This is a genomic window from Micrococcus sp. (assembly GCF_034179925.1).
Taxonomy (GTDB): domain Bacteria; phylum Actinomycetota; class Actinomycetes; order Actinomycetales; family Micrococcaceae; genus Micrococcus.
Genome location: NZ_JAXFPG010000014.1, coordinates 1 through 19,785 on the forward strand (window position 1 = coordinate 1; position 19,785 = coordinate 19,785).

20 protein-coding genes and 1 tRNA gene are annotated in these 19,785 nt (G+C 71.3%); 14 read left to right on the plus strand and 7 right to left on the minus strand.

Translation table 11 applies throughout. The features are described from left to right. The coding region (locus SPI96_RS02470; protein ID WP_321080787.1) for a fumarylacetoacetate hydrolase family protein at positions 1 to 754 on the minus strand (754 nt) is incomplete at its 3' end. 241 nt (positions 755 to 995) lie between these two features. Next, a complete protein-coding gene (locus SPI96_RS02475) occupies positions 996 to 1,559 on the minus strand; it encodes a hypothetical protein (protein WP_321080788.1) in 564 nt (187 codons plus the stop codon). A gap of 309 nt (positions 1,560 to 1,868) precedes the next feature. On the opposite strand from SPI96_RS02475, the gene pdxS reads away from it, so the two are divergent. The 3 genes from pdxS to SPI96_RS02490 all read left to right on the plus strand — a co-directional run bounded on the left by pdxS (position 1,869) and on the right by SPI96_RS02490 (position 4,143). Further along, positions 1,869 to 2,813 carry a pyridoxal 5'-phosphate synthase lyase subunit PdxS gene (gene pdxS / locus SPI96_RS02480; protein WP_321080789.1) on the plus strand — a complete coding sequence of 315 codons (945 nt, stop codon included), beginning with the start codon at positions 1,869 to 1,871 and terminating at the stop codon, positions 2,811 to 2,813. Positions 2,814 to 2,938: 125 nt separating this feature from the next. After that, entirely contained in the window at positions 2,939 to 3,589 is a 651-nt protein-coding gene (gene pdxT / locus SPI96_RS02485; RefSeq protein ID WP_321080790.1) for a pyridoxal 5'-phosphate synthase glutaminase subunit PdxT, read from the plus strand. A gap of 56 nt (positions 3,590 to 3,645) precedes the next feature. Then, positions 3,646 to 4,143: a DUF456 domain-containing protein gene (locus SPI96_RS02490; protein ID WP_321080791.1), complete on the plus strand. Its 498-nt coding sequence runs from the start codon at positions 3,646 to 3,648 to the stop codon at positions 4,141 to 4,143. A gap of 125 nt (positions 4,144 to 4,268) precedes the next feature. Here the strand turns inward: SPI96_RS02490 and SPI96_RS02495 are convergent, their stop codons facing one another. Beyond that, complete coding sequence (locus SPI96_RS02495; RefSeq protein ID WP_321080792.1) at positions 4,269 to 4,994, minus strand: FadR/GntR family transcriptional regulator; 726 nt, start codon at positions 4,992 to 4,994, stop codon at positions 4,269 to 4,271. A 90-nt stretch (positions 4,995 to 5,084) separates the two neighbouring features. Further along, the gene (locus SPI96_RS02500) at positions 5,085 to 6,746 is read right to left on the minus strand and encodes an L-lactate permease (protein WP_321080793.1); all 1,662 of its coding nucleotides are present in this window, start codon (positions 6,744 to 6,746) and stop codon (positions 5,085 to 5,087) included. 263 nt (positions 6,747 to 7,009) lie between these two features. Between SPI96_RS02500 and SPI96_RS02505 the strand changes: the two genes are divergently transcribed. The 6 genes from SPI96_RS02505 (at position 7,010) to SPI96_RS02530 (ending at position 12,144) form a co-directional block, all read left to right on the plus strand. Next, positions 7,010 to 7,930, plus strand: a complete 921-nt coding sequence (locus tag SPI96_RS02505; RefSeq protein ID WP_321080794.1) for a (Fe-S)-binding protein — start codon at positions 7,010 to 7,012, stop codon at positions 7,928 to 7,930. After that, entirely contained in the window at positions 7,927 to 9,561 is a 1,635-nt protein-coding gene (locus SPI96_RS02510) for a LutB/LldF family L-lactate oxidation iron-sulfur protein (RefSeq protein ID WP_321080795.1), read from the plus strand. The genes SPI96_RS02505 and SPI96_RS02510 overlap by 4 nt, the downstream gene beginning before the upstream one ends. After that, on the plus strand, positions 9,558 to 10,241 hold the full coding sequence (locus SPI96_RS02515) for a LutC/YkgG family protein (protein ID WP_321080796.1): 684 nt from the start codon (positions 9,558 to 9,560) through the stop codon (positions 10,239 to 10,241). Before SPI96_RS02510 ends, SPI96_RS02515 begins: the two co-directional genes overlap by 4 nt. Before the next feature lie 119 nt (positions 10,242 to 10,360). After that, entirely contained in the window at positions 10,361 to 10,825 is a 465-nt protein-coding gene (locus tag SPI96_RS02520; RefSeq protein WP_321080797.1) for a VanZ family protein, read from the plus strand. A gap of 10 nt (positions 10,826 to 10,835) precedes the next feature. Next, positions 10,836 to 10,908, plus strand: a tRNA-Ala gene (locus SPI96_RS02525). 138 nt (positions 10,909 to 11,046) lie between these two features. After that, positions 11,047 to 12,144 (plus strand): hypothetical protein, encoded by a 1,098-nt coding sequence (locus SPI96_RS02530; protein ID WP_321080798.1) that lies wholly within the window; start codon positions 11,047 to 11,049, stop codon positions 12,142 to 12,144. A 9-nt stretch (positions 12,145 to 12,153) separates the two neighbouring features. On the opposite strand, the gene ald is transcribed toward SPI96_RS02530, so the two are convergent. Beyond that, positions 12,154 to 13,287, minus strand: coding sequence for an alanine dehydrogenase (gene ald / locus SPI96_RS02535; RefSeq protein WP_321080799.1), 1,134 nt, complete (start codon positions 13,285 to 13,287; stop codon positions 12,154 to 12,156). Positions 13,288 to 13,402: 115 nt separating this feature from the next. Here ald and SPI96_RS02540 point away from each other — a divergent pair, with 115 nt between their 5' ends. The 5 genes from SPI96_RS02540 (at position 13,403) to SPI96_RS02560 (ending at position 18,221) form a co-directional block, all read left to right on the plus strand. Further along, positions 13,403 to 13,876 carry an Lrp/AsnC family transcriptional regulator gene (locus SPI96_RS02540; RefSeq protein ID WP_321080800.1) on the plus strand — a complete coding sequence of 158 codons (474 nt, stop codon included), beginning with the start codon at positions 13,403 to 13,405 and terminating at the stop codon, positions 13,874 to 13,876. A gap of 289 nt (positions 13,877 to 14,165) precedes the next feature. Next, positions 14,166 to 14,594, plus strand: coding sequence for a hypothetical protein (locus SPI96_RS02545; RefSeq protein ID WP_321080801.1), 429 nt, complete (start codon positions 14,166 to 14,168; stop codon positions 14,592 to 14,594). A 340-nt stretch (positions 14,595 to 14,934) separates the two neighbouring features. Beyond that, positions 14,935 to 16,686 (plus strand): ribonucleoside triphosphate reductase, encoded by a 1,752-nt coding sequence (locus SPI96_RS02550; protein WP_321080802.1) that lies wholly within the window; start codon positions 14,935 to 14,937, stop codon positions 16,684 to 16,686. A gap of 196 nt (positions 16,687 to 16,882) precedes the next feature. Next, on the plus strand, positions 16,883 to 17,515 hold the full coding sequence (locus SPI96_RS02555; RefSeq protein ID WP_321080803.1) for an anaerobic ribonucleoside-triphosphate reductase activating protein: 633 nt from the start codon (positions 16,883 to 16,885) through the stop codon (positions 17,513 to 17,515). 136 nt (positions 17,516 to 17,651) lie between these two features. Next, positions 17,652 to 18,221: a hypothetical protein gene (locus tag SPI96_RS02560; protein WP_321080804.1), complete on the plus strand. Its 570-nt coding sequence runs from the start codon at positions 17,652 to 17,654 to the stop codon at positions 18,219 to 18,221. A gap of 114 nt (positions 18,222 to 18,335) precedes the next feature. Here SPI96_RS02560 and SPI96_RS02565 read toward each other — a convergent pair whose 3' ends face one another. Beyond that, on the minus strand, positions 18,336 to 19,520 hold the full coding sequence (locus SPI96_RS02565; protein ID WP_321080805.1) for a type II toxin-antitoxin system HipA family toxin: 1,185 nt from the start codon (positions 19,518 to 19,520) through the stop codon (positions 18,336 to 18,338). Then, positions 19,517 to 19,741 carry a helix-turn-helix transcriptional regulator gene (locus SPI96_RS02570; protein ID WP_321080806.1) on the minus strand — a complete coding sequence of 75 codons (225 nt, stop codon included), beginning with the start codon at positions 19,739 to 19,741 and terminating at the stop codon, positions 19,517 to 19,519. Before SPI96_RS02570 ends, SPI96_RS02565 begins: the two co-directional genes overlap by 4 nt. Positions 19,742 to 19,785 lie beyond the last annotated feature (44 nt).

Below are 19,785 nucleotides of genomic sequence, written 5' to 3' on the forward strand. Positions count from 1 at the left end.
TCGGAGCGCCGTCGGCCTGGGGAGCGTCAACTTCAATTTCGACGACGTCGCCCGGCTGGGCCACGGACGATCCCGCCGGGGTGCCGGTCAAGATGACATCGCCCTCTTCGAGCGTGACGTGCTGCGAGAGGTCCGCGACGACCTGCGCGAGCGGGAAAATCATGTGCTCGTCGGCGGTGACGTCGTCCTGGACCAGATCGCCGTTGACCCAGGTGCGGACGCGCAGCTGGTCGGGGCTGACCTTGCGGGCGTCGATCAGCTCGGGGCCGACCGGGGTGTACCCGTCGCGGCCCTTGTTGCGCAGGTTTGAGCCCTTGTCCGCGGCGCGCAGGTCGTAGACGCCCCAGTCGTTGGCGGCGGTGACAGCGGCCACGTGGTCCCAGGCGTTCTCGAGGGAGACGTTCTTGGCGGGCTTGCCGATCACCAGGGCGATCTCGCCCTCGTAGGCGAGCAGCTCCGTGCCGGCGGGGCGATCGATCGTGTCCCCTGAGCGGGCGATGGAGGTGCCGGCTTTGAGGAAGTAGCCCGGGGCCTGCGGGGTGCGGCCGCGCTGGGCGATGCGTGAGGGGTAGTTCAGGTGCAGGGCCAGGACCTTGCCCGGGCGGTTCTCGCGGGAGGTGAAGTCGTGCGCGGTGACCGTGGGCGCGGTGGGTTCCGGTGCGCTGGCGGAAGGCGCTGTGGCTGCAGGGGCGGAGCCTGCGGGCGTGGCACCTGAGGAGCCTGCAGGCGCGGCCGGTGCTGTGGTCTGCGTCATGGCGCGGATCATATACGATCTGCCGCGGCGCGGGAAGGGTGCCGGGGTGAGGGTGGGAGCTGGGAGCTGGGAGCTGGGAGCTGGGAGATGGGGTCTGGGGTCTGGAGGCACCTCCCTCACGCTCCGGGGGCGAAAGGGGCCGGAATACTCCCCTGATTCCGGCCCCTTTCGCCCCCGGAAGCATGGGAGGAGGGGCGATTGCGGCCGGAAGCGTGCGAGGAGGGCTCCACCGACGGCAGGCTCAGGGGGTCATGGTCTCCGCCCCGAGCTCCAGCGGGGCCAGGCCGAGCACGTCGTCCAGCGGTTGCCCGTCCACCTCGAGCCGCACCTGGGCGGCGGAGGACTGCGCCCGGGCTGTCTCCTGCAGCTGCGCCCGGATGCGCTCGGCCGCGCAGGTGTCGGCCGCCGTCACGGTTCCGGTGAAGGTGAACACCTCCGTGTCCCCGCGCGTCTCGTGACCGGTGAAGGTGAGCGTGTCCGCCGTCGCCGCGACCGCGTTGTGCAGGGGCGGATCCCCGTGCGTGTCCTTGCGCGCGCTGGCGAAGAGGAAGTCGACGGCGGCGTGGGCCCGGTCCCCGCTCACGGGCACGGTCTGCACGGGCACCAGCAGGTCCCCGCACCCGTAGGGGCGACCGGTGACGCCGGGGCCTGCCTCCGCCGTCGGGATGGTGAAGGCCACGGTGGCCGGCTCCATGGTGCCCTCGGCGGGGGACGGGCGTAGGCCGCAACCGGTGGCGGTGAACAGACTGGCGGTGAGCGCTGCCGCGAGGCCGGTGCGGGCGACGACGGTCGGGACGGGACGCATGGCGGCCTCCTCGACGGTGGGTGGGGTGATCCCCGCCCATGGTACGGCTCGGCCCGCAGGGGGAGGCCTGGTTCTCACTCCGGGGGCGAAAGGGGCCGAAATCCAGGGGGAATTCCGGCCCCTTTCGCCCCCGGAGCGCAGGGGAGGAGCGCCCCGGAGCGTTGAGGGAGAGGCCCCGGAGCGTTGAAGGGGGCGCTCTGTGGAGGAGAGGGGAACCGGACGCGTACGGTCTCGGATCCCGCCACTGGTGACGGCCATGACACCATGGAGGCCGGCCCCCGTCTCAGCCCAGCAGAACAGGAACCTTCCATGAGCGACGAGCGCACCCCCTCCTTCTCCGCCTCCACCACGTCCGCCGCCGACGACGGCGCCCGCGGCACCGGCACCACCCGCGTCAAGCGAGGCCTGGCCGACATGCTCAAGGGCGGCGTGATCATGGACGTCGTCACCCCGGAGCAGGCCCGGATCGCCGAGGACGCCGGTGCTGTGGCCGTCATGGCCCTCGAGCGCGTCCCCGCGGACATCCGCGCCCAGGGCGGCGTGGCCCGCATGTCCGACCCAGACCTGATCGACGGCATCGTCGAGGCCGTGTCCATCCCCGTGATGGCCAAGGCCCGCATCGGCCACTTCGTGGAGGCCCAGGTGCTGCAGGCCCTCAAGGTGGACTTCATCGACGAGTCCGAGGTGCTCTCCCCGGCGGACTATGTGAACCACATCGACAAGTGGGGCTTCGACGTGCCGTTCGTCTGCGGCGCCACCAACCTCGGCGAGGCGCTGCGCCGCATCACCGAGGGCGCGGCCATGATCCGCTCCAAGGGCGAGGCCGGCACCGGCGACGTCTCCGAGGCCATGAAGCACATCCGCACCATCCGCAAGGAGATCGGCCAGCTCAAGGGCCTGTCCAAGGATGAGCTGTACGTGGCCGCGAAGGAGCTGCAGGCCCCGTACGAGCTGGTGGCCGAGGTCGCCGAGACCGGCACCCTGCCCGTGGTGATGTTCGTGGCCGGCGGTGTCGCCACCCCGGCGGATGCGGCGCTGATGATGCAGATGGGCGCCGACGGCGTGTTCGTGGGCTCGGGCATCTTCAAGTCCGGCGACCCGGCCGCGCGGGCCAAGGCGATCGTGAAGGCCACCGCCCAGTTCGACGATCCGGCCGCGATCGCCGAGGCCTCCCGCGGCCTGGGGGAGGCCATGGTCGGCATCAACGTGGCGGACCTGCCGGCCCCGCACCGTCTGGCCGAGCGCGGTTGGTGATCGCCCGCTGATCGCCTGCCGGCCCCGCACAGGGCCGCCGTCGGGCCTGCAGGGGGAGCCTGTCGCCGCCGGATTCCATCACGGATGACGGCTGCGGCGGGCTCCTCGTCGGTAGGGTGGCGGCCATGACCGCAGCCCAGAAGACCGTCGGCGTGTTCGCCCTGCAGGGGGACGTCCGGGAGCACATGCATGTCCTCACCTGCCTCGGTGCCCGCACACGCCCGGTGCGCCGCCCCGCGGACCTCGTCGGCCTGGACGGGATCGTGCTGCCGGGCGGGGAGTCCTCTGTGATGGACCGCCTGGCCCGGATCATGGGCCTGAAGGCCCCGCTGGCGGACGCGATTCGGGACGGGCTGCCGGCCTACGGCACGTGCGCGGGGATGATCCTGCTGGCTGCCGGCATCGAGAACCCCGCGCCCGGGCAGGGCAGCCTGGGCGTGCTGGACGTGACCGTGCGCCGCAACGCGTTCGGCACGCAGGTGGATTCGTTCGAGGCGGACCTCGCGGTGCCCGCCGTCTCCGCGGATCCGGTGCACGCGGTGTTCATCCGCGCGCCTGCCGTCGTCCGTGTGGGGGAGGGTGTGGAGGTCCTCGCGGAGGTGCCGGCTTCCCGCATGGTCGCCTCCGGCGCCCCGGCCCCCCACCACCACGACGACGCCGCCCCCGCCTCCGCCGTGCCCGTCGCCGTGCGCGCCGGGCATGTGTTGGCCACGAGCTTCCACCCGGAGGTCACGGGTGACTGGTCCTTCCACCGGGAGTTCCTCGCCGGGCTCTGAGCCGGTCCGGGGTGGAGGCCCGCCCGCGCCCGCGTCGGGGCGCGCATACTGGACGGGTGAGCCTCGCCGTCATCGTCTCCGTCCTCGCCGTCCTGCTGCTGCTCGTGGGGATGGTCGGCATCATCTACCCGATCCTGCCCGGCTCGATCCTCAACGCGGTCACCGCGCTCGTGTGGGCCGCTGTGCTGGGGTCGGCTGCGTCCTGGACGTTCGGGGTGGTGGCCGCGGGCCTGTCGATCGCGGGCATGAGCGCTTCGGCGGTGCTCACGGGGCGGCGGCTGCGGAGGGAGCGGATCCCGCGGGGGCCGATCCTCGTGGGGATCGCGGCGGCCGCCGTGGGGTTCTTCGTGGTGCCGTTCGTGGGGGTGTTCCTCGGCTTCGCGCTCGGCCTGCTGGGGGCGGAGTGGGTGCGCCGCCGGGATCTGGCCGCGGCATGGTCCGCCTCGTGGGGTGCGTTGAAGGCGATGGGCCTGGGCATCCTCGTGGAGCTGGTCTGCGCGATGGCTGCGCTGGCGGTGCTGGGGGCCGGGATCGTGGCGCACTTCCAGCGGTGAGGACCGCCACGCGGGGCGTCACCTCGAGGATCCGCTGCGAGATCGACCCTTCCGGCACCTCGTCGAGGGCGCAGAGGGGTCGATCTCGCAGCGGATCTGCCCCCGCCCCCGCCCCCGCTCCGCCTTCAGTCCCGCACGTCGATCCGCAGCGCGAGCGCGGAGAACCCCTCGATGTGGCGGGTGAGGGCGGCCACGGCGCGGTCGGTGTCGCGTGCGGTGACGGCCTCGAGGATCTCCCGATGCTCCTGCTGCAGGTTCACCCGCACGGACTCCCAGTCCGGCAGGGTGGAGACGGTCTCGCGCACGTAGCCGAGCACGGCCTGCCGCAGGGAGGCGAGCATCGTGTCGAGCACGAGGTTGTCCGCCAGGGAGGCCAGCACCTCGTGAAAGCGGGTGTCGAGGGGGTGGAAGCTGTCCGAGGGCAGCCCCGGCACGTCCATCTGCTCGAACAGCTCCTGCGCCTCGGCCAGCACGGCGGCGCGTTCGGGGTGGTCGGGGCGGGCGGCGGCCTCGCGGGCCCCTTGCGTCTCCAGGAGCACACGCATGTCCACCAGGTCCGCCACGGGCAGGGCCCGGGTGGCGATGTGCAGGCGCAGCGCCCAGCCCAGCGCGGCGGAGGGCTCAGAGACGACGACGGCCCCCGCCTGAGGGCCGGAGCCGGTGCTGGAGCGCACCAGGCCCATGGCGTCGAGGATGCGGGTGGCCTCCCGCACGGAGGCGCGGGAGATCTGGAAGTGCTCGGCCAGGGCCCGTTCTCCGGGGAGTTTGTCGCCCACGCGGATCCGGCCTGCGCGCAGTTCGCCCTCCAGCCAGTCGGTGACGACGCTGTAGGTGCGGGGCGTGGGGGCCATGGTGGGGCCTTTCTGGGTCGGGTCGCGGAGGGGGACGGCAGGAGGGGGGTAACGCTGTGAGGCGTCACCCCCCCCTCCGTGCATGATCCCTCAACTGGCGGCCGGGAGCATCCAGTGCAGGACGGTGGCCTGCAAGTAGACGATCAGGCAGACCAGCACGAGCAGCCCGGCGGACCAGGCGACCACGCGGCGCAGGATCTCGCTCTCCCGGCCCTCCATGCTCACCGCGGTGGCGGCGATCGCGAGGGACTGCGGGGAGATCATCTTGCCGACCACGCCGCCGGAGGTGTTCGCGGCCACGAGCAGGGCCGGGTCGGCGCCGATGTTGTGGGCGGCGGTCTGCTGCAGTGTGGAGAACAGGGCGTTCGCGGAGGTGTCGGAGCCGGTCACGGCGGTGCCGATCCAGCCGAGCACGGGGGAGAGGAACACGAATGCGGTGCCGAACCCGGCCACCCAGGTGCCCATGGCGATGGTCTGGCCGGAGAAGTTCATCACGTAGGCCAGCGAGAGCACGATCATGATGGTCAGCGCGGACCAGCGCATGCGCCAGGCGGACCGGCCGATCTCGGCGACGGCGTCGCCCACGTTCAGGCGGTACCGGCCGCCGTCGTGGAACACGGAGTACACCACGGCCACGATCAGGCCCGAGATCAGCAGCAGGGTACCGGGGGAGGCGAGCCATTCGGCCTTGTACACGGTGTTGGCGATCGGCTGGCCGGCGGCGTCGAGCAGGCGGCCGTCGAGGCCGGGCCACGGGGTGCGGGTGGTGGCCTCGTTGAGCAGGCCGGTGACGGCGGGAACGAGCTTGGCCAGGCCGAACACGGTGACCACCACCACGTAGGGCAGCACGGCCATCCACACGCGCATGGGAGTGAGGGAGGCGGCGGCCCGGGGGATGTCCACGCCCAGACGCTCGCGGGCCTCGGCGGCGCCCTGGGGGCGCCAGAAGCGGAGCATGACGACGGCGGCGGCCATGGACACCAGGGCGGCGACGACGTCGGTCAGCTCGTAGGAGAAGTAGGTGGAGGCGAACCAGATGGACAGGGAGAAGGTCACGCCGATCACGAGCAGGGCCGGCCAGGTCTGCCGGATGCCGCGGACGCCGTCGATGATGAGCACGAGCATGAACGGCACGAACACGGCCACGAACGGGGCCTGGTGGCCGACAATCGCGCCGATGTGCTCGGCGGGGATGCCGGTGAGGGTGCCGGCGGTGGTGATGGGGGTGCCGACGGCGCCGAATGCCACGGGGGCGGTGTTGGCCAGCAGCACGGCGGTGGCGGCGCGCAGCGGGGGGATGCCGAGGGCGAGGATCATGGTGGCGGTGATGGCCACGGGGGCGCCGAAGCCGGCGAGGGCTTCGAGGAGACCGCCGAAGCAGAAGGCGATCAGCACGGCCTGGATGCGGATGTCTCCGCCGCCGATGGAGTCGAAGATCGAGCGCATGTCCTCGAAGCGGCCGGAGAGCACGGTCACCTGGTAGAACCAGAGCGCCATGACCACGATGTAGACGATCGGGAACAGGCCGAAGGCGGCTCCCTGGGTGGCGGAGAGCAGGGCGAGGTCTGCGGGCATGTGGAAGCCGAGGACGGCCACGAGCAGGGCGACGGCCAGGGAGATCAGGCCTGACTGCCAGGCCTTCAGCTTCAGGAGCATGAGGGTGACGAAGAACGTCAGCAGGGGCAGGGCGCCCAGGGCGGCGGACAGCCCGAGGCTGCCGGCGGCGTCGGGGGTCGCAGTGAAGGTCTGCACGGGTCCTCCGGTGGCGGATGGTGGGGTGGGAGTGGGCGGGGGGTGTGGCCCCGGGGTGGGCCTGCGTGGTCAGTCCACTGAGGTCCGGCCACGGAGCGTACTGTGAGCGCGGTCACGGTGCAAATGCCGGCGGCGAGTCCGCCTCAAATCCGGGCTGGCACCGGACTCTCCGGTGGACTGTGAGCGGCGACACCATCGCTGGTATGGTCTGACCTCGCTGGCCCACCCGGGCCTGACAAGCCACGCTCGAACCGGAGGCCCGCATGAGAATCGCCCTGTTCGCCACGTGCATCGTGGACGCGATGCACCCGCGCGTCGCTTTGGCGACCGCGGACATCCTCGAACGACTCGGCCATCAGGTCGTGTTCCCCACCGGCCAGGGCTGCTGCTCGCAGATGCACGTGAACAGCGGCTACATGGCCGACGCCCTGCCTGTGGTGCGCAACCATGTGCGCACCTTCATGGAGGCGGAGTACGACGTCGCCGTCGCCCCCTCGGGCTCGTGTGTCGCCTCGCTCGGCCACCAGCAGCCGATGGTCGCCCGCAAGGGCGGCGACGAGGCCCTCGCCCGGGATGCGGAGGCCGTGGCCGCCCGCACCTACGAGCTTGCCCAGCTGCTCACGGACGTGCTCGGCGTGACCGACGCCGCCGAGCAGCTCGGCTCCTGGTTCCCGCACACGGTCACCTACCACCCCTCCTGCCACGGCATGCGCCTGCTGCGTCTGGGCGACCGCCAGAAGGACCTGGTCCGCAGCGTCGGCGGCATCGACTACCGCGAGCTGCCCGACGCTGAGGAGTGCTGCGGCTTCGGCGGCACCTTCTCCATGAAGAATCCGGACGTCTCCGGGGCCATGGCGGACGAGAAGATCGGCAACGTCGAGCGCACCGGGGCCTCCGTGCTCACCGGCGGCGACGCCTCCTGCCTGCTGCACCTGGGCGGGGCGATGTCCCGCCGCGGCACCCACACCGAGGACGGCCGCCCCGTCCGCGCCCTGCACTTCGCGGAGATCCTCGCCTCCACGCGGGAGAACCCGCTCGAGGTGGACGGCCCCGTGGAGCTGTCCATCCCGGAGGACCGCCCGGCCCGCCGCGGCGCCTCCCTCTGCGGGGACGGCGCCGGCGGCTGCTGCTCCTCCGCGGACACCGCCCCCCGCACCGCCGCCGCCGAGGAGGTCTCCCGATGAGCCGCACCCCGCTCGGAATGCCCACCGTCCGCCCCGTCCACGGACAGGGCCGGATCCGGTTGGACGAGCCGTTCCCCCGTTCCGCCCGCGAGCAGCTGGGGGACACCCAGATGCGCGCCAACATCCGCCACGCCACCCACACCATCCGCGGCAAGCGCGCCAACGTGGTGGGGGAGCTGCCGGACTGGCAGCAGCTGCGGGCCGCCGGCTCCGCGCTCAAGCAGGAGGTGATGTCCCGCCTGCCGGAGCTGCTGGCCCAGCTGGAGGAGAACGTCACCGCCCGCGGCGGTGTGGTCCACTGGGCGCGCGACGCCGCCGAGGCCAACCGCATCATCACGGAGCTCGTCAAGGCCAAGGGCGTGGACGAGGTCATCAAGGTCAAGTCCATGGCCACCCAGGAGATCGACCTCGAGGAGGCCCTGGCCGCCGAGGGCATCGCCGCCACGGAGACCGACCTGGCCGAGCTGATCGTGCAGCTGGACCATGACCGCCCCAGCCACATCCTGGTGCCGGCGATCCACAAGAACCGCAACCAGATCCGTGACATCTTCCTGCGGGAGATGGAGGAGACGGACGAGTCCCTCACCTCCGAGCCGCGGGACCTGGCCGAGGCCTCCCGCCGCCACCTGCGTGAGAAGTTCCTCTCCACCTCCGTGGCGATCTCCGGTGCCAACTTCGGTGTCGCGGAGACCGGCACGCTCGCCGTCGTGGAGTCCGAGGGCAACGGGCGCATGTGCCTGACCCTCCCGGACACGCTGATCACGGTGATGGGCATCGAGAAGCTCGTGCCCACCTTCCAGGACCTCGAGGTGTTCCTGCAGCTGCTGCCGCGCTCCTCCACGGGCGAGCGCATGAACCCGTACACCTCGATGTGGACGGGCGTGACCCCGGGCGACGGCCCGCAGGAGTTCCACCTGGTGCTCCTGGACAACGGACGCTCCGCGGTGCTCTCCGACCCCGAGGGCCGGTCCGCGCTGCACTGCATCCGCTGCTCGGCGTGCATGAACGTGTGCCCCGTGTACGAGCAGACCGGCGGCCACGCCTACGGCTCCGTGTACCCGGGCCCGATCGGTGCGATCCTCTCCCCGCAGCTCACCGGCGTCGACGCCGGGGCCAACGGCACGCTGCCGTACGCGTCCTCGCTGTGCGGGGCCTGCTACGACGTCTGCCCGGTGGCCATCGACATCCCCTCGATCCTGGTGCACCTGCGCGATGAGGACGTGCAGGCCACCCATGCGGCCAAGCGTGCCGCGATCTCCGAGGCTGAGGGTCCGGTGGCGAAGGCCAAGGCCGCAGTGAAGGCTGTGGTGCCCTCGCAGATGGACCTGATGATGGCCGGCGCCAGGACGGTGATGTCCTCGGGCACGCTCATGGGCCTGGCCGAGCGCGGCCTGCCCGCCGGGCGTGTGGCCGCCGGACCGGACCGGCGTCTGGGCCGGCTGCCGGGCCTCGCCGGCGGCTGGACGGAGCAGCGGGACGTGCCCGCTCCGCCGAAGGAGTCCTTCCGTCACTGGTGGGCCCGCCACCGGGAGGCCGACGGAACCCCTAAGGACGTCGGCGCTGGCAAGGGCGTCGATCAGCAGGCAGAGGGTGCGCCGCAGGGCGCCGAGCGTGAGGGAGAGAACCAGTGAACGACGCCAAGGACGTGATCCTGGGCCGGGTCCGCGAGGCCCTGCAGGACCGGCCCACCCCGGAGCCTGTGGAGCGCACCTACCGGCGTGTGTCCGAGATGTCCCGCGAGGAGGTCGTGGAGCAGCTGGTGGACCGGCTGGTGGACTACAAGGCCAACGTGTACCGGGAGGACGTCGGTTCCGTGGCCGGGCGGGTCGCGGAGCTGCTGGCGGATGCCCGCACCTATGTGGTGCCCCCGGGCCTGGATGAGGCCTGGCTGCCGGAGGACGAGTCGGTCACCGCCACGGAGGGTTTCGCCCTGCCGGAGGGTGAGGGCCGTGTGCGCATCGTGGAGCCCACGGTGGGCGACGCCGGCGCGCTCGGGGTGCGTGTGCTCAACGAGGTCGGCGCTGTGGTCACCTCCTCCACGGTGTCCTGCTCGGAGACCGGCACGATCTTCCTCTCGGGCCGTCCGGATGAGGGCCGCCGGGCGATCAGCCTCGTGCCCGACCACCATGTGTGCATCGTCCCGCTGGACTCGATTGTGGAGCTGATCCCGGAGTCGCTGGAGCGCCTTGAGCCGACGGCCACGATCACGATGATCTCGGGCCCCTCGGCCACGAGTGACATCGAGCTCGAGCGCGTCGAGGGCGTCCACGGCCCCCGCCGCCTGGACGTCATCCTCCTCGACCGCCCCTGACACTCCCGTTCGAGAAACGGGGGCTCCCCAGGGCACTTCCGTTCGAGAAACAGGAGCTCCCCAGGGCACTCCGGTGCGAGAAACGGGAGCCCTCCGGGTACCGGCGCTAGGCTCCACGGATGACCACGCCGACCCCCACCCCGCGCGCCCCCGGCCCCTCCGGCCGGGGGCGCCGCCGTGCCCGGGCCCTGCTGGGCACGTTGCTGGCCTTCGCCCTGGCCGCCCACCTGCTCGTGCTCTACCTCCCCGGCGACGACGTCCCCCAGGCCGGCGTCGAGATCCCCGGCCTGGACAAGGCGATCCACGTGATCGCGTTCGCGGTGCCCACCCTGCTGGCGGTGCTGCTGGCCGGCCGCCTCTGGCCCGCGCTCGTGTTCGCGGTGCACGCCCCCGTGAGCGAAGTCTTCCAGGCGGCCCAAGCGCGCGGCCGCACGGGCGACCCCTGGGACGTCGTCGCCGATCTGGCCGGTGTGGGGCTGGCTGCGGCGGCCGCCCTGGCGCTGCGCCGCCGCAGCCCCGGGCCGGGGCGTGGATTGGACCGACGGCGGCCCGGAGCGTATGCTTCCAGGGTGCCGACGCACTGACGTCGGATGCGGGGCTATAGCTCAGTTGGTAGAGCGTTTCGTTCGCAATGAAAAGGTCAGGGGTTCAATTCCCCTTAGCTCCACAGCAGGAAAGGCCCGGGTATCCGCACCCGGGCCTTTCCCATGTCCGGGCCCGGTGACGCTAGGCTGATCCGTGGGCGACCGGGCCTGGGCCGGACGCACGGGCAGACCCTCGTCCACACGGAAGGACCTCAGAGCCGATGGAGCCGCTGCCGCACGGTCGGGTGCTTTACGTCAGCACCGGACCCACGGACCACGGGGTGGTCCGCCACGGGATCCGCACAGCCCTCGCACTCTCGAACCTCGGCCTGCACGCCGAATGCCTGCACGCCGCAGACGCCACCGGGTTCCAGGGCCTCACCGGGACTCTCGCCCACGCTGCGGCCGCCGGGGACATCGTCCACCTGGACGTCACCGACGCCCTGTTCGGGCCCACCCCCACCGCCGCCGCGGACGTGCTCACCCAGCTGCTGCCCCCGCAGGCCGCCGTCACCCTCCATGACATCCCCCAACCGGCCGAGGGGGAGGAACGCTTCCGGGCCCGCGCCGAGGCCTACAGGCGCATCGCCCGGCACGTGGCCGCCGTCGTGGTGTCCTCGGAGCACGAGCGGGCGCTGCTGCGGGAGCTGACGGACGTGCCCGCCCATGTGGTGCCCCTGCCCGTGGAGGACCGCCGCGCGCAGGTGGCGGCCGCCGGCGTCGTGCTGCCCCCGGCGCTGGAGGGCATCGAGAAGGATGTGGTGGTCTTCGGGTTCCTCTACCCCGGCAAGGGGCACCGGCGGGCGCTGGACGCGCTCGCGGAGCTGCGCAGCCAGTGGGGGGACTCGCCTCTGCTGCCGCGCCGGGTCACCGCTCTCGGACCGGTCTCCACGGGGCATGCCGCGCTTGTGCCGGAGTTGACCCGCCACGCCCAGGAACGCGGGCTCGCCTTCCGGGTGACGGGCTTCCAACCGGACGACGTCGCTGACGCCGCCCTCCTGGCAGCCGGGATCCCCGTGGCCGCACACCGGAACGTGTCCTCCTCCGGGTCCATGAATTCCTGGCTGTCCGTGGGCCGGCGCCCGGCCGTGCCCGCCGGGCGGTATGTGGACGAGATGGCGCGCCTGCGCCCCGGGACGCTGCGGGTGGTGCCCACCGAGGGAGTGGACCTCACCTACGCGCTGGCTGAAGCGATCGCGGAGGCCGTGGAGGATCCGTGCCGCACGTGGGTGGACCGTTCCGCCACGCTGCGGCCCGGCCCTGAGGACACCGCCCGTGCCCTGGTCTCCGTGTGGGCGAAGATGCCCGCCCTGGCCTGAGGGGGAGGTTCAGGCCAGGACGTCGGCCACGTCCGCGGTGTGCACGTGGCCGAGCTCGTCGGCGAGGGCTTCGGCCACGGCCGGCTGGGTGAGTGCTCCGGCGTGGGTGTGCAGGCCCCGGGCGAAGCCGGTGTCGGCGCGCAGGGCTGGCTGCCAGCCGTGGTCGGCCAGGCGCAGCAGGTAGGGGAGGGTCGCGTTGGTGAGCGCGGCGGTGGAGGTCTGGGGCACGGCGCCGGGCATGTTGGTCACGCAGTAGTGCACCGCGCCGTCCTGGACGAACGTCGGGTTCTGGTGGGTGGTGGGGCGGGAGCCTTCGAAGCAGCCGCCTTGGTCGATGGCGATGTCCACGAGCACGGAGCCCGGGCGCATGGCCTGCACCATCTCGCGGGTCACGAGCTTCGGGGCGGCGGCGCCGGGGATCAGCACGGAGCCGATCACCAGGTCCGCCTCGGCCACCTGCTCGGCGAGGGTGAGCGCGTTGGAGGCGAGCGTGTCGATCCGGCCCTGGTGGACGGCGTCGATGTGCGCGAGGCGTTCGAGGTCCACGTCCAGCACGGTCACCCGGGCGCCCATGCCAGCGGCCACGACGGCGGCGTTCTCGCCGGCCACACCGCCGCCGACGACGGCGACCCGCGCCTTGCGCGTGCCCGGCACCCCGCCCAGCAGCATGCCGGAGCCGTCCGGGGAGGCCAGGTGGGCGCCGCCGGCCAGGGGTGCCAGGCGCCCGGCCACCCGGGACATGGGGGCGAGCAGAGGCAGGGTGCGGCCGGTGGGCCCGGCGGTGACGGTCTCGTAGGCGATGGCGGTGGTGCCGGCGTCGAGCAGGGCGGCGGTGAGCTCGGGGGCGGCGGCCAGGTGCAGGTAGGTGAAGAGCACCTGGTCGGCGCGCAGGCGCTGCAGTTCGGGGCCGACAGGCTCCTTGACCTTCACCACGGTCTGGGCGCGTTCCCAGAGCAGGTCCGGGGAGTCGAGGATCTCCGCGCCGGCGGCCTGGTAGGCGGCGTCGTCCAGGCCGGAGCCGAGGCCGGCACCGGCTTGGACCAGCACCTGGTGGCCGTGGGCGGTGAGTTCGGCGACGCCGGCGGCGGTGAGGCCGACGCGCCGTTCGTTGTTCTTGATCTCTGTGGGGACTCCGATGATCATGGGCAGGAATCTAGGGGTTTCGTCGGCAGATGGGGAGAGGAGCTGAAGAAGATTCGGGATAATGGGGTGAAGTGGATGGAATCATCAGGTCGTACATCACAGAGAGGTGGGTCATATGAAGCATCTGCAGGGCTTGGACGCAGTTGACCGCAGGCTGCTGGGCCTGCTCGCGGCGGATGCCCGGCGCACGAACGCGTCCCTGGCCGAGGAACTGGGGATCGCGCCGTCCACGTGCCTGGCGCGGCTGAAGGCACTGCGTGAGTCCGGGGCGGTGCGGCGGTTCACCGTGGAGGTGGACCCGGCCGTGCTGGGGCATGGGCTCGTGGCGCTGATCTCCGTGCGGATCCGCCCCGGTGCCCGGGATCGCATGGCCGAGCTGTTCGAGCGGATGCGTGCCATGCCCGGCGTGCTGCAGGTGTTCTTCCTGGGCGGGGATGAGGACTTCCTGCTGCATGTGGCGGTGGCGGACTCCGCGGAGGTCTCCCGGTTCGTGCTGGAGAATCTCTCGGCGGACCCGGCGGTGGGCTCCACCCGCACGTCCCTCGTGTTCCGGCACGAACCGGGGGAGCACCCCTGGCAGGAGAAATGAGGGGGTGAGCGTGGGGTGAGGGGCGTGCACGGAGGCGCGGGGACGGGATCCGCTGCGAGAACGACCCTTCTGGGGCTCTTCGGAGGCTCCAGAAGGGTCGTTTCCGCAGCGAATCGGCGGAGGGTAGTCGGAGTGCCAGTGTCGCGATCACTAGGTCATCCATGAGTCATTACTGAACTACTGGACATAAGCGGATTTCATCCCGTACAGTCCTGATCGTGCTTCGGGGTCGGGATGGTGTCCGGCTCCAGCCGCCCAGATCGTGGTCACTGCAGCAGAGGAGTGGGAAATGACGGAGCAGAACAGCGCGAAGGATCAGGTGCGACTCCCGGAGGGGTGGGATGCCGTCGTCGTCTCCGTGAACGGGATCCACGAGGCGGAGGACGGTCAGGATCCGGTGTGGGAGAACGCGCGCCACTACTGGGGCATCGGCCCGGACCGTGCCGAGGAGATCGGGCGGCGCTCCGGGACGGAGAAGCCCGTGCTGCTGCTCCCGCTCGGCCCGGGTGAGGGCAACGCCAAGAACGAAGTCCTCGGTGTCTTCCAGCTCTCCCGTGTGGTGGGCGAGAGCCAGGAGAAGGAGTTCGAGAAGGCCGACATCCCCCTCTACGCCGTGAAGGACCTGCAGGAGGAGCTGCTCGGCCGCGAGCTGCTGACTGCTGAGGGCCCGGTGCGCCGGCCGCAGGCCTTCGCCTACATCGGCGCCTGGAACTCCTGACGTCCCGTCCGGGGGATCCGCTGCAAGAACGACCCTTCTGGGGCTCTTTGGAGGCCTCAGAAGGGTCGTTCTTGCAGCGGATCGGCGGAGGGCCAGGCGAGCTCCACGGCTGGCCCCGGCGAGCCCCGCGGCAGCCCGCGTGCCCGGCTGAGGCGACCTGCCGGCGTCGTGCCCGTGTGAACGCAGATGAACCGGACCGCCGCGGTGAAATCTGTCACGGCCCGCCACCCCGGAATCCTCGGGGAGACGGCACTCCCGCCCCTGTCAGACCACTGGGTGAGACGGCCTGGAGGCCTCCCTGATTCAGGAAACTTGGAGCCGCCAGGTCTACGGTTCCGGCGTGGCTGCTATCGATCCTGCATCAACCGTCTCCGAGTACCTCTCACGCCAAGATTGGCGTGTTCACGCCAATGCCAACCAGGACTACTCCCTGGGCGGGCTGATCCTCAACGCCAGCGGCAAGATGATCGCCAACTACTGGTTGGACGAGGTCTTCTCCGAGGAGGCGGCCCGCGCGCACCGTGAGGGCGACCTCCACATCCACGATCTGGACATGCTCAGCGGGTACTGCGCGGGCTGGTCCCTGCGGCAGCTGCTCACCGAGGGGTTCGGCGGTGTCCCCGGCACGATCTCCTCGGCCCCGCCGAAGCACCTGAGCAGCGCGCTCGGGCAGATGGTGAACTTCCTCGGCACCCTGCAGAACGAGTGGGCCGGCGCCCAGGCGTTCTCCTCCTTCGACACCTACCTGGCCCCGTACGTCCGCCTGGACGGGCTCTCGGCCGAGCAGGTCCACCAGTGCCTGCAGGAGTTCGTGTTCAACCTCAACGTGCCCAGCCGCTGGGGCACCCAGACCCCCTTCACCAACGTCACCCTGGACTGGACCTGCCCGGAGGACCTGCGCCAAGAGCACCCGATGGTCGGCGGGGAGCTCTGCCCGTTCACCTACGGTGACCTGCAGGAGGAGATGGACCTGATCAACCGGGCGTTCATCGCTGTCCTCTCCGAGGGTGACGCCGACGGCCGCCCCTTCACGTTCCCCATCCCCACGTACAACATCACGGCCGACTTCGACTGGGAGAGCGAGAACGCCCAGGCGCTGTTCACCATGACGGCCCGCTACGGTCTGCCGTACTTCCAGAACTTCATCAACTCGGACCTGAACCCCGGCGACATCCGCTCGATGTGCTGCCGCCTCCAGCTGGACCTGCGCGAGCTGCTCAAGCGCGGCAACGGGCTGTTCGGCTCGGCTGAGCAGACCGGTTCCATCGGTGTGGTCACCCTCAACTGTGCCCGGCTCGGGTTCCGCTTCGACACGGAGCAGGAGATCTTCGACGAGGTCACCCGCCTTGTGGGCCTGGGCGTGGACACCCTGGAGCGGCGGCGTGCCACCGTGTCTGAGCTGATGGAGCAGGGCCTGTACCCGTACACGCGGCGCTGGCTGCCCACCTTGGACAACCACTTCTCCACGATCGGCGTCAACGGTGTGAACGAGATGATCCGGAACCTCAACGGCGGGGACATCATCAGCCACCAGGATCTGGCGCTGCGCCTGCTGCAGCACATCAACGAGTTGCTGGTGCAGGCCCAGGAGGAGACCGGCCACCTGTACAACCTGGAGGCGACGCCGGCGGAGGGCACCACGTACCGGTTCGCCCGCCTGGACCAGGTGCTCTACCCGGGCATCATTCAGGCCGGCACCCCGGACGAGCCGTACTACACGAACTCCACACAGCTGCCCGTCTCCCACACCCCGGACCCGTTCCTGGCGCTGAAGCTGCAGGACGACCTGCAGAAGCAGTACACCGGCGGCACGGTGCTGCACCTCTACATGGGGGCGTACCTGGCTGAGGGGGAGGCCTGTGCCCGGCTGGTGCGCCGCGCCCTGGAGAACTTCCGCCTGCCGTACGTGACCATCACGCCCACGTATTCGATCTGCCCGACGCACGGCTACCTCCACGGTGAGGTGCCGGTGTGTGAGTGCGGGGAGCAGACGGAGATGTGGACGCGCGTGATGGGCTACTTCCGCCCCATGGCGAGCTTCAACACCGGCAAGCAGGGCGAGTTCCACGAGCGGGTGTACTTCGCTGCCTGAGTCCGTCTCCCGCCCCGGCTCCGCGCCTGACGTCGGCGCTGTGCACGACGCCGGCCCCGCGCCTGACGCGGGCGCCGCGCCTGACGCGGGCCCCGCGCCTGAGGAGGGCATCGCACCTGCCGCGGGCGCTGCGTCTGACGCCCGCCCCGCGCCCGGTGACGTCCGGGCGTCGGGGTGCGGGGCGTCGTCGTTGGGGGTGTGGCCGCAGCTGGCCGGGATCATCCCGTTCTCCGCGACGGACTGGCCCGGCCGGCTCACGGTGACGGCGTTCACGCAGGGCTGCCCCCTGGCCTGCCGGTACTGCCATAACCCGGCGCTGCGGCCGATGCGCCCGGGCCGGCCGTTCGCGGAGGTCTTCCCGGTGCTGGAGGAGCGGCGGGGGCTCGTGGATGCGCTGGTGATCTCCGGGGGTGAGCCGTTGTCCCAGCCCGGGTTGGGGGAGGCGATTGCCGCCGTGCATGAGCGCGGGTTCCCGGTTGGGCTGCACACGTCCGGGTATCGGGCCGCCGCGGTGCGGACGCTGCTTCAGGCGCCGGAGACCACCCCGGACTGGGTGGGCTTGGACGTGAAGGCACTGCCTGAGGATTGCGTGCGGCTGTTCGGGATGTCCCCGCGGGCGGCGCAGGGCTGCTGGGAGAGTTTGGCGGCGCTGCGTGAGGCGGGGGTGCCGGTGCAGGTGCGGACCACGGTGTGGCCGGCGTTCACCGATCACCTCCCCGAGTTGGAGGCGCGGGTGGCCGAGTACGGGTGTCCCTTGGTGGTGCAGCGTGCCCGCGGTGTGGACGCCCAGGGCTATTACACGGAGGACGACGCCGGCCCCGCGGCCTGATCTGCGGCGCAGGGTCCGCGTGTGGGGCCGTTGCCCCGCGATCCGCTGCAGAAACGACCCTTCTGAGCCCGCCGCGGAGCCTCAGAAGGGTCGGAACTGCAGCGGATTCTCCGCCGCGGACGTTCGGTGGCCTAGTGTGCAGGTCATGCTCATGACCTATTCGGAGTCCCTGGCGTTCGCAGACCGGTTCGGCCACCGTCGCTGGTCGAAGGGCACTCTGCAGGAGCTCCGCGATGCCGCGAAGGGGCTGCTCGAGGAGTGGCTGGTCAATGCTCGTCTGGCGGGCTTCGAGGAGGGCATCTACCTCGACATCGCCTCGGAGACGGGGGTCCGGGGGTTCGAGTCCGAGGCGCCACGCCGGTGCAATCCCAGGTACAGCCTCGTGGTGGACGAGCTGGACGACGGCTGGCCGCATGATGAGGACATCGTGACGCTCGGATGGGCCGGCGTGTACGCCGACTTCACGGGGTTCTCGACGATCGATGAGATCAGGCAGGCCATCAGGTCCGATGACGTGTTCTCCCTGATCCTCTGTGAGTCGATCGTCTGGTCCTACAGCCGCTCGGGAGGATGCGAAGGGGGAGACGAGAGCCTCACCTGGACGGCCCCCGAGGTGTGGGACGGCCTCGAGGTCGACAGGGAGAAGATCCGGGCCTATCTGCAGGTCGAGCTCGATGAGATCCTGATGGACCAGAACCTCCTCTGACCGGAACCCCCGCGCATGGAGCGACGCGATCCGCTGCAGAAACGACCCTTCTGACCCCGCCGCGGAGCCTCAGAAGGGTCGGAACTGCAGCAGATTTCCGTGCCGGAGCGCCCCTCAGCCCCGCAGCTCTCCCCGCCGGTACCGAAGCTCCCGTTCGGCGCCCTTCAGCGGCGAGCCCTCGAAGGGCAGTCGCCGGAGGTCCACCGCCTCGGCGGCGGCCAGGGCCTTGCGCATTGCTGCCTCGGCCGCGCGTTGAGGCAGCCCGATCGCGTCGGCGAGAGCCTCCCAGTGCCTCCGGCGCAGGGTGCGATCGCGGCCGTCCACCGTCAGGGCCATCGTCATGTCCCGGTACAGCACGGTGCAGGGAACGTCGTACATCGGGGCAACCTGCCACCGGCCGTCCGTTCCCTGTAGCACCGAGACGTTCTTGGCATGGAGGTCCCCGTCGCCGGTGAGCCAGGCGTAGAGGAACTGCAGGTAGAGGTTGCGGGCGGCCACAGGAGCAGCGGGCGTCAGCGCGGTCAGCGCGGTGATCACCTCCTCTGTGGTGACGGCGTACTTCTGCGCGGGGTAGATCCCGAGGGCCTGGGCCCCATCTTCGAGTGCCAGCCGTGCGGGGGCGCCGTCGTCGACGTCGACGCGGTCGAATCGGCGGACCAGCAGGCCGGGCCTGCCGTGGCGGTCCGTGACGACGTCGTGCTCCGACACCGGGATGCCGAGACGCCGGGCTCCTTCGAGGTGGAGGGCCTCATTGACGACGAGGTGGGGGTGTTCCGGCGGGTCGAGCTTGAGGATCGCGCTGCGCCCGTGGAGGGCGAGGGGGACGTTGACCATCGAGGCGGAGGCCTTGGCCTGCACCCCGGGCAAGGCGCGGCGGTCGGGGATGTCGGCGATGGCTGCGAAGTCGAGGGCTCCTGGGGTTGCGGCGGCCAGCGCGGGGGCTTCGTGGGGGGTCTCGCCCGCGGGCACGATCTGCACGTCCCCGGGGGCGTCGGCGCCGACGGCGAGCAGGAGGGTGAGTTCGTCGTCCGCGGAGGTCTTGGTGGCCGTGCGCAGCACGGTGAGGCGGTGGCCCTCGGGCAGCAGGCCGGAGAAGAACGGTGGCAGGCCGCCGCCGGGGGCGACGACGGGCCGGCCGTCGACCGGCAGTGTGGAGGCGACGGGGGCTGCGCAGTACCCCTGGGTGTAGTGGAAGGTCACCGTGCCCTGGGTGTCCCGGGTCAGGTGCCCGGCGAGGGTGCTGGCCTTGTAGACGTCCGCGCGGGTGACGCGGCGCAGGCGGTCCAGGGCGGTGGTCATCGTCCGTGGACCTCGAGGTCGAGCCCGAGGACGCCGAGCACGGCGAGCAGCGAGGACAGTGTGCCCCGGCCTGTGGCGCGCTCGATCTGCCGGACGGTGGCGTCGGAGACGCCGGCCAGGTCCGCCAGCTCCTGCTGGGTCAGGTGCATGGCGCGGCGGGTGGCGCGCACGCTTTCGCCGATGCGTGTGAGCGTGGTCGCGGGGGAGGGGGCGGCGGGCATGGACCCATCGTGGCATGGCGGCCGAAGATTCCGAAGATTTTCTC